The following is a 13,474-nucleotide window of genomic DNA, read 5'->3' as shown; positions in this document are numbered from 1 at the left end:
TCCGGCGCCTTGGCGGCCCGCCGTACCTCCGCCGCCCCCTGGGCGTCGCTCGCCGACGGCTTCTTCGACAGCACGTGTTCGCCCGCCGCGAGGGCGGCCGGTTTCCACGGGTGCAGGCCGTTGGCGAGCGGGTTGATGACGTGGTCGATCTCGGGGGCGGCCACCAGCTCGGCGTTCGAGCCCGCGATGCGCTCCACGCCGTGCTCGGCGGCGAACGCCTCGGCGCGGGAGCGGTCGCGGGCGGCCACCGCGACGAGGCGGTGGCCGGTCGCCCGGGCCGAGTCGATCAGCGAGCGTTCGGTGCCGCGTGCGGCTCCCGGCACACCGATGCCGGCGGTTCCCGACCCTCTCCCCTCACGCCTGCCGTACCTCCTCGACGGTCACGGGGCGGTGCTCGTGCAGCGACAGGGTGCACGCGTCGGCGATCCAGCCCGCCTCCAGGGCGTCCTCGATCGTGCAGGGCGAGGGGCGGGTACCGGCGACGACCTCGGTGAACGCGGTCAGTTCGGCGCGGTAGGCCTCGGTGAAGCGGTCCATGAAGAAGTCGTGCGGGGTGCCGGCGGGGAAGGTCACGCCCGGCTCGACCGAGCGCAGCGGCAGCTTGTCCTCCAGGCCGACGGCGATGGAGTCCGTGAAGCCGTGGATCTCCATACGGACGTCATAACCCCGGGCGTTGTGGCGGGAGTTGGACACCACCGCGATCGTGCCGTCGTCGAGGGTGAGGATCGCGCCGGTGGTGTCGGCGTCGCCCGCCTCCTTGATGAAGTCTGCGCCCCTGTTGCCGCCGACGGCGTACACCTCGGTCACCTCACGGCCGGTCACCCAGCGGATGATGTCGAAGTCGTGCACCGAGCAGTCGCGGAAGATGCCGCCGGAGGCGGCGATGTACGCGGCCGGCGGTGGCGCCGGGTCCAGCGTGGTCGAGCGGACCGTGTGCAGCGTGCCGAGCTCGCCGCTCCGCACGGCGGCGCGGGCGTTGACGAAACCGGTGTCGAAGCGGCGGTTGTAGCCGATCTGGATCGGCACGTCCTTGCCCTGGACGGACTTCAGCACCTCGACGCCCTCACTCATGGTCCTGGCGACGGGCTTCTCGCAGAAGACGGGCACCCCGGCCTCGACGCCGGCCAGAATCAGCGCGGGGTGCGCATCCGTGGCGGCCGCGACGACGATGCCGTCCACACCCGCGGCCAGCAGGGCCTCCGGCGAGTCCACCACCTCGGCCCCGAACCGCTCGGCGGCGGCCTTGGCGGCGTCCGCGAACGGGTCGGTCACGACGAGGGACTCGACGACGTCGAGCCCGGAGAGGGTCTCGGCGTGGAAGGCACCGATACGGCCGAGACCGAGAATTCCGATACGCATGGGGTGTTGCTCCTTGTCGCAGGGGGTGGGGTGCGTCCCCTCAGGGGCGCGGGGCTGTGTTGACATGTGGCTCCGACGCGTGGGCGCGACCAGCCACCAACGGCGCCGCACACGACGGACGGCACAGCGCGGCGAATCCTCAGTCGAGTCCACCGAGCACGTTCTGGTCCCAGTCGATCACCGATCCGGTGACCACCCCGGACCGGTCCGACAGCAGGAAGACCACGAAGTCGGCGATTTCGTCCGGCCGGCCCAGTCTGCCCATCGGCAGCTTCGCGGCGGCCTGCTCCCGCCAGTCGTCGCCGGCGCCGTGGAAGGCCCGCTGCGTCGCGTCCTCCCCCTCCGTCGCCGTCCAGCCGATGTTGAGGCCGTTGATACGGATCCGGTCCCACCGGTGCGCGTGCGCGGCGTTGCGGGTCAGGCCGGCCAGGCCCGCCTTGGCGGCGACGTACGGGGCCAGGAACGGCTGCCCGCCGTGCGCCGACGAGGTGATGATGTTGACGATCGTGCCGGGTGCCTCCCGCGCCACCATGTCCGCGACCGCCGCCTGCATGGCGAAGAACGGGCCCTTGAGGTTGATCGCGATGTGCTGGTCGAACAGCTCGGGCGTGGTGTCGAGCAGCGTCCCGCGCGAGGTGAGCCCGGCGGAGTTCACGAGGCAGTCGACCCGGCCGTACGTCTCCACGACCCGGCCCACGGAGGCCTTCGCCTGCTCCGCGTCCGACAGGTCGGCCCGTACGAACACGGCCTTGCCGCCCCCGGCGGTCAGCTCCGCCACCAGGGCCTCGCCGGGCCCGGGCCGCCGCCCGGTGACGGCGACGACCGCCCCCGCGCCGACCGCGGCCCGCGCGACGGCGGCGCCGACGCCCTGACTGCCCCCGTTGACCAGGACGACCTTGTCGTCGAGAAGTCCCATGAGTTCCTCAGCTCTCTCGTCGTTCGGTAGCGGCCCGCAGCTCCGCCCGGAGCACCTTCGGCGTCCACTCCTCGCGCAGCGCCCGCCGTACGACGTCCGCCGGCGAGGGCGGGGCCAGGCCGTCGAGCGGGGGGTCGCTGTCGAGGTTGGTGGGGAAGGGGTAGCCCTCGGCGGTCGCGGCGACGACGTTGTCCAGCCACGCCTGGTCGGCGCCCTCGGCCTTGCGCTTGAGCAGCACCGGATACACCGCGCCCGCCATGGCCTCCCGGTCCACCGTCTCCATCGCGCGCCCGAAGGCGGACGACACCTGCAGCAGGTTGGCCATGCGCCGGATGTCCGCCGAGCGGTTGGTTCCGGCGGCGTGGAAGAGAGCCGGGTTGAAGAACACCGCGTCGCCCTTGGCGAGCGGCAGCTGCACCCGGTTGGCGTCGAAGTACGCCCGGAACTCCGGGCGCCGCCAGGCGAGATATCCCGGCACGTACTTCTGCGAGTGCGGCAGGTACATCGTCGGCCCGGACTCCACCGGCATGTCGCAGTGCGCGACCGCGCCCTGGAGGGTCAGCACGGGGGAGAGGCGGTGCACGTGCGCCGGGTAGGCGGCGGCTGCCTCGTCGGACAGGAAGCCCAGGTGGTAGTCGCGGTGCACCTGCTGCGCGGCCCCGCCCGGGTTGACCACGTTGAGCTGGGAGGTGACCTGGTAGCCGGGCCCCAGCCAGGCGCCGGCCACGAGGGCGAGGATGTCATTGGCGTAGTAGTCGGCGAACGCCTCCGCGTCGTAGAGGGCCGTCTTCTCCAGCGCGTTCCACACCCGGTCGTTGGTGCCGGGCTCGGCGAAGTGGTCACCGGCCGACGCGCCCGAGGCGCGCTGCTCGGCGATCAGCGCCTCGAACACGGCGGTGGCCCGGTCCACGACGTCCGGGTCGGGGAAGGCACCGCGGAAGACGACGATGCCGGGGCCGTCGGCGAGCGCACGCACCAGCTCGGCCTGGACCACCCGGTCGCCTTCGAGCAGTCCGCAGTCGTAGACGGGCACGTTCCACTCCACGGTGGAGGCGTGCGGATAGTCGGCCCGGTCCGTCGCCTGCTCGACCAGCTCGCGGAAGGCGTCGAGGTCGCAGTCCTGCTCGGACAGCCAGGCACGGTGGGGTACGGAAGTGAAGGACATCGTCGTCCCTTCGGGGTCACGGAGCGACGCAGCCCTGTCATTCTTGTCAGTACAAACCCCTCGAACAACCAGCAGCGAGCCATCAAAAACCCCTCAAGGAGCCGGCGCATGGGCCACCCCTTCCCGATCCGGGAGATCGCACGTCAGGCGGGCCTGAGTGAGGCGACCGTCGACCGGGTCCTGAACGGCAGGGGAGGCGTGCGCGAGAGCACCGCGCGGGAGGTCCACCAGGCCATCGCCGACCTGGACCGGCAGCGCACCCAGGTCCGGCTCGTCGGCCGGACGTTCATGGTCGACATCGTGATGCAGGCACCCGAGCGTTTCACCACGGCGATCCGCGCCGCCCTGGAGGCCGAGCTGCCGTCCCTGCACCCGGCGGTGCTGCGCTCCCGCTTCCACTTCCGCGAGACCGGCCCGGTCGGAGAGCTGGTGCGGACCCTGGACCGGATCGCCCGGCGCGGTTCGCAGGGCGTGATCCTCAAGGCCCCGGACGTTCCCGAGGTCACCGCCGTCGTCGGCCGCCTGGCAGCCGCCGGCATACCCGTCGTGACCCTGGTGACCGACCTGCCCGCCAGCGCCCGCCTCGCCTACGTCGGCATCGACGACCGGGCGGCGGGTGCGACAGCCGCGTATCTGATGGGCCAGTGGCTGGGCGAGCGGCCGGGCAACATCCTCACCAGCCTCAGCAGCGGGTTCTTCCGCAACGAGGAGGAGCGCGAGATGGGCTTCCGCAGTGTCATGCGCGCCCGGCACCCCGAGCGCACGCTGGTCGAGATCACCGAGGGGCAGGGGCTGGACGCCACCCAGTACGACCTCGTCCGGGCCGCGCTGGAACGCGACCCGGACATCCGCGCCGTGTACTCGATCGGCGGCGGCAACATCGCCACCCTCCAGGCCTTCGACGACCTGGGCCGCGGGTGCGCGGTGTTCGTCGCGCACGACCTCGACCACGACAACACCCGCCTGCTCCGCGAGCACCGCTTGTCCGCCGTGCTCCACCACGACCTGCGCCAGGACGTGCGCGAGGCCTGCCACACGGTGATGCGTGCCCACGGAGCCCTGCCGCCGGCCGGCCCCACCCTGCCGTCGGCGATCCAGGTGGTGACGCCGTACAACATGCCGCCGCAGGCCACGGCCGGGTGATCCCCGGAGGCGTTCGGGGCGGGGCACCGGCGGGTAGGGGGCTGCGGCTGTCCTCGTCCCGGTGGGGTTCCTCCTCGGCCGCCGCATCCAGGAGCGGGGTGTCACGCCCCCGCGGCCACCTCCGCCCAGGCACCGCTCGCCGCCGACCGCGCCATCGCGTCCAGCGCGGCCGCGCTGCGTACGGCGTCCCGCAGCGTCGCCCCGTGCTCAGTGCCCTCGGCGACCGACCGCAGGAAGCGGTACGCCTCGATGACCTTCAGGTCGTCGTACCCCATCGCGTTCGCGGCGCCGGGCTGGAACGCGGCGAACTCCCCGTGCCCCGGGCCGACGTACACCGTGGTGACGGACTGGTCCTGGTACGTCGTGCCGCGGCTGACGCCCAGCTCGTTCATGCGGCGGAAGTCCCAGAACACCGCACCCTTCGTGCCGTGCACCTCGAAGCCGTAGTTGTTCTGCTCGCCCACCGAGACCCGGCAGGCCTCCAGGACACCGCGCGCCCCGGAGGCGAAGCGCAGCAGACAGCTGACGTAGTCCTCGTTCTCGACCGGGCCGCGTTCCCCGCCGGAGGCCCGGCTGTGGCCCGCCGTCGCGCCGGTCGGGCGCGCCCGCTCCGGGAGGAAGATCGCCGTGTCGGCCGTCAGGGACGTGATGTCGCCGAGCAGGAACCGGGCCAGGTCGACCCCGTGCGACGCCAGATCGCCCAGGACCCCGCTGCCGCCCCGCTCCCGCTCGTACCGCCAGGTCAGCGCTCCCTCGGGATGGGCCGCGTAATCACTGAACAGCCGGACGCGGACATGCGTGACCGTGCCGAGCTCCCCGGAGGCGATCAGTTCGCGGGCCGCCTCGACGGCGGGCGCGTTGCGGTAGTTGAAGCCGACCGTGCCCTGCACGCCTGCCTTGGCCACCGCGTCCGCCACCGCGGAGGCGTCCTCGGCGGTCAGACCCACCGGCTTCTCGATCCAGATGTGCTTGCCCGCCTCGGCCATGGCGACGCCGATCTCGCGGTGCAGGAAGTTCGGCGCCGTGATGCTGACCGCCCGCACCCGGGGGTCGGCGGCCACCTCGCGCCAGTCCCGGGTCGTCGAGGCGAACCCGAACTGCGCGGCGGCCTCCTCGGCCCGGCCCGGCACCTCCTCGGCGACCGTCACCAGTTCCGGAACGAGGGGCAGCTGCGGATAGTGGTGCCGCACGCGCGCGTACGCCTGGGTGTGCACCCGCCCCATCCAGCCGAATCCGATGACGGCGACGCCGAGCGTGTCCACCATGAGAGCCCCTCTTTGGACCGTTCCAGAACTTGTCCGGCCCACCCTGGGTGTGGTTTCCGCTCGCTGTCAACCCTTTGACAAGCCGCTGATCCGCATGGAACGGTCCATCCCATGAGACCGCCGACCATCCGAGACGTAGCCGAACGGGCCGGCGTCTCCAAGTCGCTGGTCTCCCTGGTGCTGCGCGGCTCCGACCAGGTGCGCCCCGAGAAGCGGGGCGCCGTGCTGCGGGCCGCCCAGGAGCTCGGCTACCGGCCCAACGCCGCCGCCCGCAGTCTCAGCGAGCAGCGCACCCGCACCGTAGGCGTCCTCCTGAACGATCTGCGCAACCCCTGGTTCGTCGACCTCCTCGACGGACTGAACTCCCTGCTGCACGCCAACGGCCTGCGGATGCTGCTGGCCGACGCCCGGCTCAACCGCCGCACCGGCCAGGACCCGGCCGACCCGCTCCTTGACCTGCGGGTCGACGGGCTGGTCGTCGTCGGCACCCTGCCCGACCCGGCCGCGCTCGGAGCGGTGGCCGAACGGGTCCCGGTCGTGCTGGCCGGCTCCCGCGAACCCGCGCCGCCGGGCGTCGACGTCGTGGCGGGCGACGACGAGCACGGCGCCCGGCTGGCCACCGAGCACCTGATCGGCCTCGGGCACCGCCGTATCGCGCACATCGCGGGATACGGCGCGGTGGGCGAGCTGCGCCGCCGGAGCTTCGAGGCGGCGATGCGTCAGCACGGCCTCGCGGACCAAGGCGTGGTCGAGCCGAGCGACATGACCGAGGAGGGCGGCTATCGCACGACCGTCCGGCTGCTCAGCCACCCCGAACGGCCCACGGCCGTCTTCGCCGTCAACGACATCGCCGCCGTCGGCGTCCTCTCGGCGGCCGAGGAACTCGGGCTGCGCGTCCCGCGAGACCTGTCCGTCGTCGGCTACGACAACACGAGCATCGCCCGCCTGCGGCACGTGTGGCTCACGACGGTCGACAGCACGAGCCACGAGGTCGGCCGCCGTGCGGCCCGCTGCCTCCTGGATCGCCTCGCGGCCGCCGGCGGATCGGGCCGGGTCCGACTCGCCACGCCCACCCTGGAGATCCGGGGGTCGACGGCGCCTGCGTTCACGGGTTGATCGCACGCGTTCTCGCGCACGTGCTGATCGCGTACGCCCTCACGGGTTGATCGCGTAGGCCTCGCGCGAGGTATGACGCGTCTCAACCCCTGTGCCCTGGTCGGGAGTTCCCGCCGACTCGCGTATTGTTTGCGGCATATGCCCGGGAGTTGAGATCCCGGAGTGTGCGAGCGCGCGGGCGAAGGGGGACACGACGTGGACGAGGCGCGGGAGCGACCCGTCCGGCGAGCCGGACCGACCGGAGGTGCTCTCACGGCACTCCTGGCCGTCGCGGCCTGCGCCGGACACGCGACCAAGGCGGAACTCCCCTGGTGGGCCGTCCTCGCAGTCGCCGTCTCCACGGCGGGCCTCGCGGGCTGGACCGGGGCCCAGATCGGCCGCCGGCGCGGCCCCCGGGACGAACACCCGGAGCCCGGCGAGCAGATGCCCGGTCCGTACCCGCACCGCACCCCGCAGCGCCAAGGCGGCGAAACCGGCACCCCGCTCCGCATGCGGTAGGGTTGACCTGCGCGATCACGCGGTTCACCCGCGCGAGACGCATCGGGACGTGGCGCAGCTTGGTAGCGCACTTGACTGGGGGTCAAGGGGTCGCAGGTTCAAATCCTGTCGTCCCGACTTTACGAAGTCGCAGCTCAGGGGCCGTTTCAGAGGAGATCTGAAACGGCCCTTTGATCATGGCGCGAGCACTGACCGCCGGCGCAGCCTGCGGGCCTACCGGGTGAACCGTACGGGCAGGCTCCGCGGACCGCGGATCATCATCCCCGGGCGCCAGGTGATTGCCGCCGGGTGGATGTCCAGGGCCAGGTCGGGACAGCGTTCCAACAGCGTCCTGATGGCGATGCGCGCTTCGAGGCGGGCCAGCGGCGCTCCCAGGCAGTGATGGATGCCGTGACCGAACGCCACATGGCCGCGAGCGTCGCGGGAGATGTCGAAGCGGTCGGGCGAGGGGAAGCGCGCGGGATCGCGGTTGGCGTCGGCCATGGCGACGAGGACGAGTTCGCCGTCTCCGGGGATGACTGTGTCGCCGATGGTCACCGGCTCGGTGGTGAAGCGGAACGTGGGGGTCTCCAAGGGGCCGTCGTAGCGCAGCATTTCCTCGACCGCGGTGTCGATGAGGGAGAGGTCCGCGCGCAGGGCGGCCAGTTGCTCGGGGTGGGTGAGCAGGGCCAGGACGCCGTTGGAGATGAGGTTCACGGTGGTCTCGTGGCCTGCGACGAGCAGCAGCCAGGCCATGCCGCGGAGCTCCTCGAGGGACAGCCTGTCTCCGTCGTGGTCGGAGCCGTGGATCAGCGCGCTCATGAGGTCGTCGCCGGGCCGCTGCCGCTTGCCCTCCACCAACTCCGCCATGTACCGCGCCATCGAGGCTGCGGCTGCCCTGCGGACTTCGGGGTCGGCGGCGCCGAGCGCGTCGTTCGACCACGTCCGGAAGGACTCGCGCTTCAGGTCCGGAACGCCGAGGAGTTCGCAGATCACGGAGATGGGCAACGGGAAGGACAGCGCTTCGACGAGGTCCGCGCGCCCCTCGGGGGCGGTGAGCATCCGGTCCAGGAGCGCGTCGGTGGTCTTCTGGATGCGCGGTGCGAGTTCCTCCACCCGGCGTGCGGTGAACTCTCGGGCGACCAGTTTGCGCAGCCGTGTGTGGTCCGGCGGGTCGGCCCTGAGCATGTGTGGGCCGGAGGAGATGGCACCCAGCGGGAGGGAGGGGGATGCCTTGCTCCAGTCCTTCGAGAGCCGGGGGTCCGCGAGGGCGGTACGCCCGGCCTCGTATCCGACGACGAGCCAGGCCAAAGCGCCTCCTTCCGGCATCCGGATGTGGTGAACCGGGCCCTGGGCCCGTAATCGGGCGTACACGGGGTAGGGGTCGCGGGTGAAGGACTCACCGAGCGCGGCGAGGTCGACGATGCTCATGGTGGTACCACCTCACTGGTATCGGACGTGACGGCGGGGGAGGGAACCTCGAGGCAGGAGCCGGGACCGGCCACGGATGTCCGCCCGGGCGCGCGACGGCGAGAAGAAGGCCTGCAGGCCGGCCTTCGGCCCGTTACACGCTGGGCATTGTCGCACCACGCTTCCGGCAATGACAGCTCGCCGGCTGGTGGTTGCGAAGACGTCCATTTCGCTCCTTCCCGGCAACGGTCCCGGGGGTCCGCGGGATGTCTTCGGTGGGGGACTCCGACCCCGGTGCACCACACCGGTGGCCGGGGCCGGTCAGGGTGCGTCACGGGTATCGGATCACTCGTCGATCGCCGCGCCGAAGCGCGCGTCGGAAACGTGGACGCAATCGCAGGTGTCGCGCGAGCGGCACCGCGGCCAGTGCACCGGCCGCAGCCGAACGGGCGCGTAAGTCATGATTCCCCCCCGGAAAAGAATGCGTCGGATTGGGCGCATGGCGCCGGATGAGACGCTATGGGCCGCCTGTGATCGTGTGAGCCTGGTGCTGCCGGGACGCCGACGACGGTGCCGGAGGCCCTGTCCGGCTGCTGTCCGGCTGCGTGGCTGCCCGGACGGATCCGGCTGAACGGCCCGTCCTGGCTGCCCATTGGAGCAGCATGACGGTCTTGCCGTCGGCGATTTCGCCGCTGCGGATCATGGCGAGTGCCTTGGCGAACGGTAGTTCCAGGACGGTGATGTCCTCTCCTTCGTCGGCATTGCCCCCCGGCGCCGCCGTTGCGGTCGCGGCCCGGTAGGGGGCGGCGAAGAAGTGCAGGCGTTCGGTGACCGAGCCGGGGCTCATGTAGACGTCGAAGACGTGCTCAGCCGTGCCGACGACATGTCCCGTCTCCTCGGCCGCTTCCCGTCGGATCGCCTCCTCGGGGGTGTCCCCGTCCAGCAGCCCGGCCGCCGCCTCGATCAGCATCCCGTCGGGATGGCCGTTGACGTAGGCGGGCAGACGGAACTGGCGGGTCAGCAGGACGGTCTGCCGGTCGGTGTCGTGGAGCAGGATCGTGGCGCCGTCACCGCGGTCGTAGGTCTCACGCTGCTCGCGGCTCCAGTGGCCGTCACCGTGCTGGTAGTCGAAGGTGGTTCTGCGCAGCACGGACCAGTCGCTGGAGAGGACCTCCACATCGACGATCCGCACCCGGGGATTGCCGGTGAGATCGCGTCCGTGCCGGTGCAGACCGAGGCGTCCGCGCCGGTCCGGCGTGTCGATGCCCGCGGTCACCGGGCGGCCGGGATGTCGTCGAGGTCGGTGTAGACGGCCTTGCCCCAGGCGCGCGCCCGGGCGACCATCCGGTCGGCGCCCTCGGAGGGGCCTCCGATCCGCAGCACTCCGTCGCAGCGGGACAGCAACTCTTCGGCGACGGGGTGGAATATCTCCTCGTACGCCGCGTCGCCGGGGCGGGTACTTCCGGCGGTCTCCAGAAGCGGAAGGGCGAGGGCCTCACCGGTGACGCCCAGGTGGCCGGCGCGGAACAGCTTCAGGGCGGCCTCGTTCATCGCCCGGACGTTCGCCTCCAGCTTGTGCGGGTCGTCACCGGTGCCGGACCGGTACGGGCCGGCGACCAGGATCATCAGCGAGCGCGCGGCAGTCTCCACGGAGCTACTCCTTGATGGGGTGTCGGACGGTGATGTGGCGTATATGGCGGGGCGTCAGACCAGCTGGGTCTCGACACCGGACTCCCGCAGGGCCTGAAGGGTCTTCGGGCCGCCCGGGTGGGTCTGGGGATCCTCGGCGGCAGCATCGGTGACGAAGCGGTCCACCGCACCGAGCGGAGCGACCTGGCTGAACGCGCGTACGCCGAGCTTGGTGGCGTCCGCGACCGTGATCGTGCGAGCGGACTGGGCGAGCCCGGCCTGTTTGACGGCCGCGTCGTCCAGGGAGAACTCCGACCAGCCGTGCTCGGCGTGCACGCCGCCGATGGACATCACGAAACAGTCGAAGCTCAGGGACTCCAGCGTCCGCAGGGCCAACGGCCCCACCAGCGAGCGTTCACCCGGACGCGACCGGCCCCCCACGACGAGGAGTTCGATCCCCGGGCGGTCCGCCAGGCGTGGCGCCGCCTGCAGGCTCAGTACGGCGACCGTCAGCGGGGCCCGCTCTGCCAGGTGCTCCGCCACGTGCACGGTGGTGGTCCCCGCGTCCAGCAGCACGCGTGAGCCGGGTTCCACGAGCGCCGCCACGGCCGCGCCCAGCCGGTCCTTCGTGGCCGCCTGCCAGGCTTCTCGAGCGGCGAACCCCCCACCCTCCTCGCGCGGGCGGTTGGCGACCGCACCGCCGTGCACCCGACGGACCAGGCCCTGCCGTTCCAACGCGTCCAGGTCCCTGCGCACGGTCATCTCAGAGACCCCGAGGCGTCGGGAGAGCTCCGACACGGAAACCTTGCCGGCGCCCTGCACCAACCGCAGGGTCAGGTCCAAACGATTGGCGACACCCATAGCCCATTTCTAACACGCCGAAGTTCACTTGAACACTCTGATGTGAGAGTCGGGGGGATTGCGTGCACTGGCCGCCCACACACGGCACTCACAGGAGCAGCAGCCGGCAGGGCGTCGGTGCGCTCGCGGTCGGGACTCCCGGACCGTTGTCGAAAGGGGTCCCCCGCGGACCGGCGGACGCGGGCGAAGCCGCCCGCCTCATCAAGGTCAACGGGCGGTTGCCGTACCTGTGGCGGCCGTCGACCAGGACGGGAACGCCCTCGACATCCTCTGACCGTTCGTGACCCCGGAGCGGAAGTTCGGGACCTCAGAGGCGGAAGACCCGCCCCAGCGCGTCCGACAGCGCCGACCCCGTCTCCGGTGCGGCCGGTGGGGACGACCGGGCGGCGAGGTAGCCGTCCGGGCGGATGAGGAAGGCCGTCGCGTCCTTGACACCGTACTGCCGCGCGAAGTCCGCCGCGTCGTCCCGGAAGACGGGCAGGAGCCGGCCGTCCCCGCCGGTCTGGCCGCGGACCACTTCCGGCGTGTCCAGGCCCTCGGCGGCGACGACGAACGCGGGCACCTTGCCGCCCGTCAGCCGGTGGACGCCGGCGGCCGCCTCGCGGCACGCGGTGAGCGCGTCGGCCGAGTCGGCGTACAGCACCAGGACATGCCCGCGCTCGCGCAGCAGGTCGTACAGGCGCAGGGGCGTCACGGCCAGGCTCGAGGTGAGACCGCGGCAGTCGGGAGCCCGCCCGCCCGGCAGCGGGCCGGGCGCTTCCGGGCTGCCGGGTCCCGTGCCGTCCGGCGCCACCAAGGGGCTGTCCGGGTAGGCGACGAGCAGCTGCGCCTCCCGCAGCATCACCGTCGTCATGTCGTCGGGAGCGGCCCGGACGCCCCCTTCGGTGGCATGGCGGACCGTGCGTCCCACGACCTCCTCGCCGACCGGACGGCGCTCGGCGTCGTAGCTGTCCAGCAGCCGGGGGTGAGCGCCCGCGTCCAGCGCGAGGGCCAGCTTCCACGCCAGGTTGCAGGCGTCCTGGATGCCGGTGTTCATGCCCTGGGCGCCGGTCGGCGGGTGGATGTGCGCGGCGTCCCCGGCGACGAAGACCCGGCCGACGGAGTACCGGTCGACGAGGCGGTGACTGATGCGGAAGACCGACGACCAGCGCATGGCGGACGCGGTGGTGGGCTCCGGCGACAGCCGGTCGAGGACCGCCTGGATGTGCTCGAGCCGGGGCGCCTTCCCGCCCTCCAGCCCATGGGCCACCGCGTCCTGCGCGGCCCCCTCGCCGGCCGCCGACAGCTCGGACGGCACCAGCATCGACATGCGGTAGCGGCGGTCCCCGGGCAGCGGGATGCAGACCAGGAGATCGTCGACCCGGCCCTCGCCGTCGTGGTGCGTGGCCCGCACCCCGTAGCCGTGGGGCAGGCGCCAGTCCACCTCGACGTCGGCGAGCATGTACTCCTCCGGAAACCTGCCGCCCTCGAAGGTGAGCCCCAGCGCCTTGCGGACGGTGCTGTGCGCCCCGTCGCAGCCGACCAGGAAGCGCGACCGCAGCTCCTGCCGCGCGCCCGACGCCGTGACGATCCGGCTGACGACCCCGTCCTCGTCCTGTGTGAGGTCCAGCAGCTCGGTGCCCCGCTCGATCCCGGTGCCGAAACGGGCGAGGTGCTCCTCCATGATCCGTTCCGTCTCGTACTGGGGCAGTGCCGCGAAGACGTACGGGACCTCGGGCGGCAGCCGCAGTTCGAAGCGTGCCTGCTCGATCCCGTCGGAGTACACGACCTGCCCGCGCAGAGGCACCGCGGCTTCCAGAGCGGCGCGCACCATGCCCATCCGGTCCCAGATCTCCAGCGTCCGCGGCTGCACGCCCACCGCCTTGGCGTACGGCAGCCGGGCCGGCAGCCTGTCGATGATGCGGCAGGTGACGCCCTGCCGCCGCAGCTCCGCGGCCGCGGTCAGCCCGACCGGTCCGGCACCCGCGATCAGTACGTCTGTGTCCACCACCGAGGTCTCCCGCCGAGAGCCCCCCTGCCGCACTGCCTCCATCGTCCACCGCGTCGAGACGGTCAGCGACCGCAGGCCGTGGTGGACCACGCGCGGCGGGCGGGAACCGCGGAGGGCTGCGCACATGGCGTGGTCGAGGACAT

Annotated in this window: 12 protein-coding genes, 1 tRNA gene and 1 pseudogene; 4 read left to right on the top strand and 10 right to left on the bottom strand. The window is 72.1% G+C overall.

What is annotated here, in order from left to right; all coding sequences use genetic code 11:
- Positions 1 to 11 precede the first annotated feature (11 nt).
- The 4 genes and pseudogenes from ACWD1U_RS09780 to ACWD1U_RS09765 form a co-directional block, all read right to left on the bottom strand.
- A pseudogene (locus tag ACWD1U_RS09780) lies at positions 12 to 358 on the bottom strand (Gfo/Idh/MocA family oxidoreductase); the annotation flags it as partial.
- A complete protein-coding gene (locus ACWD1U_RS09775) occupies positions 355 to 1,359 on the bottom strand; it encodes a Gfo/Idh/MocA family protein (RefSeq protein ID WP_451106028.1) in 1,005 nt (334 codons plus the stop codon). The gene ACWD1U_RS09775 and the pseudogene ACWD1U_RS09780, both read right to left, overlap by 4 nt.
- A gap of 139 nt (positions 1,360 to 1,498) precedes the next feature.
- Positions 1,499 to 2,275, bottom strand: a complete 777-nt coding sequence (locus ACWD1U_RS09770) for an SDR family oxidoreductase (RefSeq protein WP_451106026.1) — start codon at positions 2,273 to 2,275, stop codon at positions 1,499 to 1,501.
- Between the two features lie 7 nt (positions 2,276 to 2,282).
- Positions 2,283 to 3,440 (bottom strand): phytanoyl-CoA dioxygenase family protein, encoded by a 1,158-nt coding sequence (locus ACWD1U_RS09765; RefSeq protein ID WP_451106025.1) that lies wholly within the window; start codon positions 3,438 to 3,440, stop codon positions 2,283 to 2,285.
- Positions 3,441 to 3,548: 108 nt separating this feature from the next.
- Between ACWD1U_RS09765 and ACWD1U_RS09760 the strand changes: the two genes are divergently transcribed.
- Positions 3,549 to 4,583: a LacI family DNA-binding transcriptional regulator gene (locus ACWD1U_RS09760; RefSeq protein ID WP_451106023.1), complete on the top strand. Its 1,035-nt coding sequence runs from the start codon at positions 3,549 to 3,551 to the stop codon at positions 4,581 to 4,583.
- A 101-nt stretch (positions 4,584 to 4,684) separates the two neighbouring features.
- Here ACWD1U_RS09760 and ACWD1U_RS09755 read toward each other — a convergent pair whose 3' ends face one another.
- On the bottom strand, positions 4,685 to 5,848 hold the full coding sequence (locus ACWD1U_RS09755; protein WP_451106021.1) for a Gfo/Idh/MocA family protein: 1,164 nt from the start codon (positions 5,846 to 5,848) through the stop codon (positions 4,685 to 4,687).
- Positions 5,849 to 5,959: 111 nt separating this feature from the next.
- On the opposite strand from ACWD1U_RS09755, the gene ACWD1U_RS09750 reads away from it, so the two are divergent.
- From ACWD1U_RS09750 to ACWD1U_RS09740, 3 genes are all read left to right on the top strand, one after another.
- Positions 5,960 to 6,964 carry a LacI family DNA-binding transcriptional regulator gene (locus tag ACWD1U_RS09750; RefSeq protein WP_451106020.1) on the top strand — a complete coding sequence of 335 codons (1,005 nt, stop codon included), beginning with the start codon at positions 5,960 to 5,962 and terminating at the stop codon, positions 6,962 to 6,964.
- 195 nt (positions 6,965 to 7,159) lie between these two features.
- A complete protein-coding gene (locus tag ACWD1U_RS09745; protein WP_451106019.1) occupies positions 7,160 to 7,462 on the top strand; it encodes a hypothetical protein in 303 nt (100 codons plus the stop codon).
- Between the two features lie 43 nt (positions 7,463 to 7,505).
- Positions 7,506 to 7,579: transfer RNA gene (locus ACWD1U_RS09740), tRNA-Pro, on the top strand.
- Positions 7,580 to 7,675: 96 nt separating this feature from the next.
- On the opposite strand, the gene ACWD1U_RS09735 is transcribed toward ACWD1U_RS09740, so the two are convergent.
- The 5 genes from ACWD1U_RS09735 to ACWD1U_RS09715 form a co-directional block, all read right to left on the bottom strand.
- Entirely contained in the window at positions 7,676 to 8,872 is a 1,197-nt protein-coding gene (locus ACWD1U_RS09735; protein WP_451106017.1) for a cytochrome P450 family protein, read from the bottom strand.
- Positions 8,873 to 9,368: 496 nt separating this feature from the next.
- Complete coding sequence (locus ACWD1U_RS09730; protein ID WP_451106016.1) at positions 9,369 to 10,127, bottom strand: NUDIX domain-containing protein; 759 nt, start codon at positions 10,125 to 10,127, stop codon at positions 9,369 to 9,371.
- A complete protein-coding gene (locus ACWD1U_RS09725; RefSeq protein WP_451106413.1) occupies positions 10,124 to 10,477 on the bottom strand; it encodes a DUF4406 domain-containing protein in 354 nt (117 codons plus the stop codon). Before ACWD1U_RS09725 ends, ACWD1U_RS09730 begins: the two co-directional genes overlap by 4 nt.
- Positions 10,478 to 10,555: 78 nt before the next feature.
- On the bottom strand, positions 10,556 to 11,341 hold the full coding sequence (locus tag ACWD1U_RS09720; RefSeq protein WP_451106015.1) for a DeoR/GlpR family DNA-binding transcription regulator: 786 nt from the start codon (positions 11,339 to 11,341) through the stop codon (positions 10,556 to 10,558).
- A gap of 307 nt (positions 11,342 to 11,648) precedes the next feature.
- On the bottom strand, positions 11,649 to 13,373 hold the full coding sequence (locus ACWD1U_RS09715) for an FAD-dependent monooxygenase (protein ID WP_451106411.1): 1,725 nt from the start codon (positions 13,371 to 13,373) through the stop codon (positions 11,649 to 11,651).
- Positions 13,374 to 13,474 lie beyond the last annotated feature (101 nt).

It is taken from the genome of Streptomyces sp. NPDC002788 (assembly GCF_053592115.1).
The sequence above is the reverse complement of the archived record's forward strand: the minus strand, read 5'-3'. Positions and strand labels throughout refer to the sequence as shown.

Excerpts from the sequence above, each read along its gene's own strand:
- ACWD1U_RS09735 (WP_451106017.1), bottom strand. The coding sequence starts at position 8,872 with ATGAGCATCGTCGACCTCGCCGCGCTCGGTGAGTCCTTCACCCGCGAC.
- ACWD1U_RS09755 (WP_451106021.1), bottom strand. The coding sequence starts at position 5,848 with ATGGTGGACACGCTCGGCGTCGCCGTCATCGGATTCGGCTGGATGGGG.
- ACWD1U_RS09765 (WP_451106025.1), bottom strand. The coding sequence starts at position 3,440 with ATGTCCTTCACTTCCGTACCCCACCGTGCCTGGCTGTCCGAGCAGGAC.
- ACWD1U_RS09750 (WP_451106020.1), top strand. The coding sequence starts at position 5,960 with ATGAGACCGCCGACCATCCGAGACGTAGCCGAACGGGCCGGCGTCTCC.
- ACWD1U_RS09775 (WP_451106028.1), bottom strand. The coding sequence starts at position 1,359 with ATGCGTATCGGAATTCTCGGTCTCGGCCGTATCGGTGCCTTCCACGCC.
- ACWD1U_RS09760 (WP_451106023.1), top strand. The coding sequence starts at position 3,549 with ATGGGCCACCCCTTCCCGATCCGGGAGATCGCACGTCAGGCGGGCCTG.
- ACWD1U_RS09715 (WP_451106411.1), bottom strand. The coding sequence starts at position 13,373 with ATGGAGGCAGTGCGGCAGGGGGGCTCTCGGCGGGAGACCTCGGTGGTG.
- ACWD1U_RS09770 (WP_451106026.1), bottom strand. The coding sequence starts at position 2,275 with ATGGGACTTCTCGACGACAAGGTCGTCCTGGTCAACGGGGGCAGTCAG.
- ACWD1U_RS09725 (WP_451106413.1), bottom strand. The coding sequence starts at position 10,477 with ATGATCCTGGTCGCCGGCCCGTACCGGTCCGGCACCGGTGACGACCCG.
- ACWD1U_RS09720 (WP_451106015.1), bottom strand. The coding sequence starts at position 11,341 with ATGGGTGTCGCCAATCGTTTGGACCTGACCCTGCGGTTGGTGCAGGGC.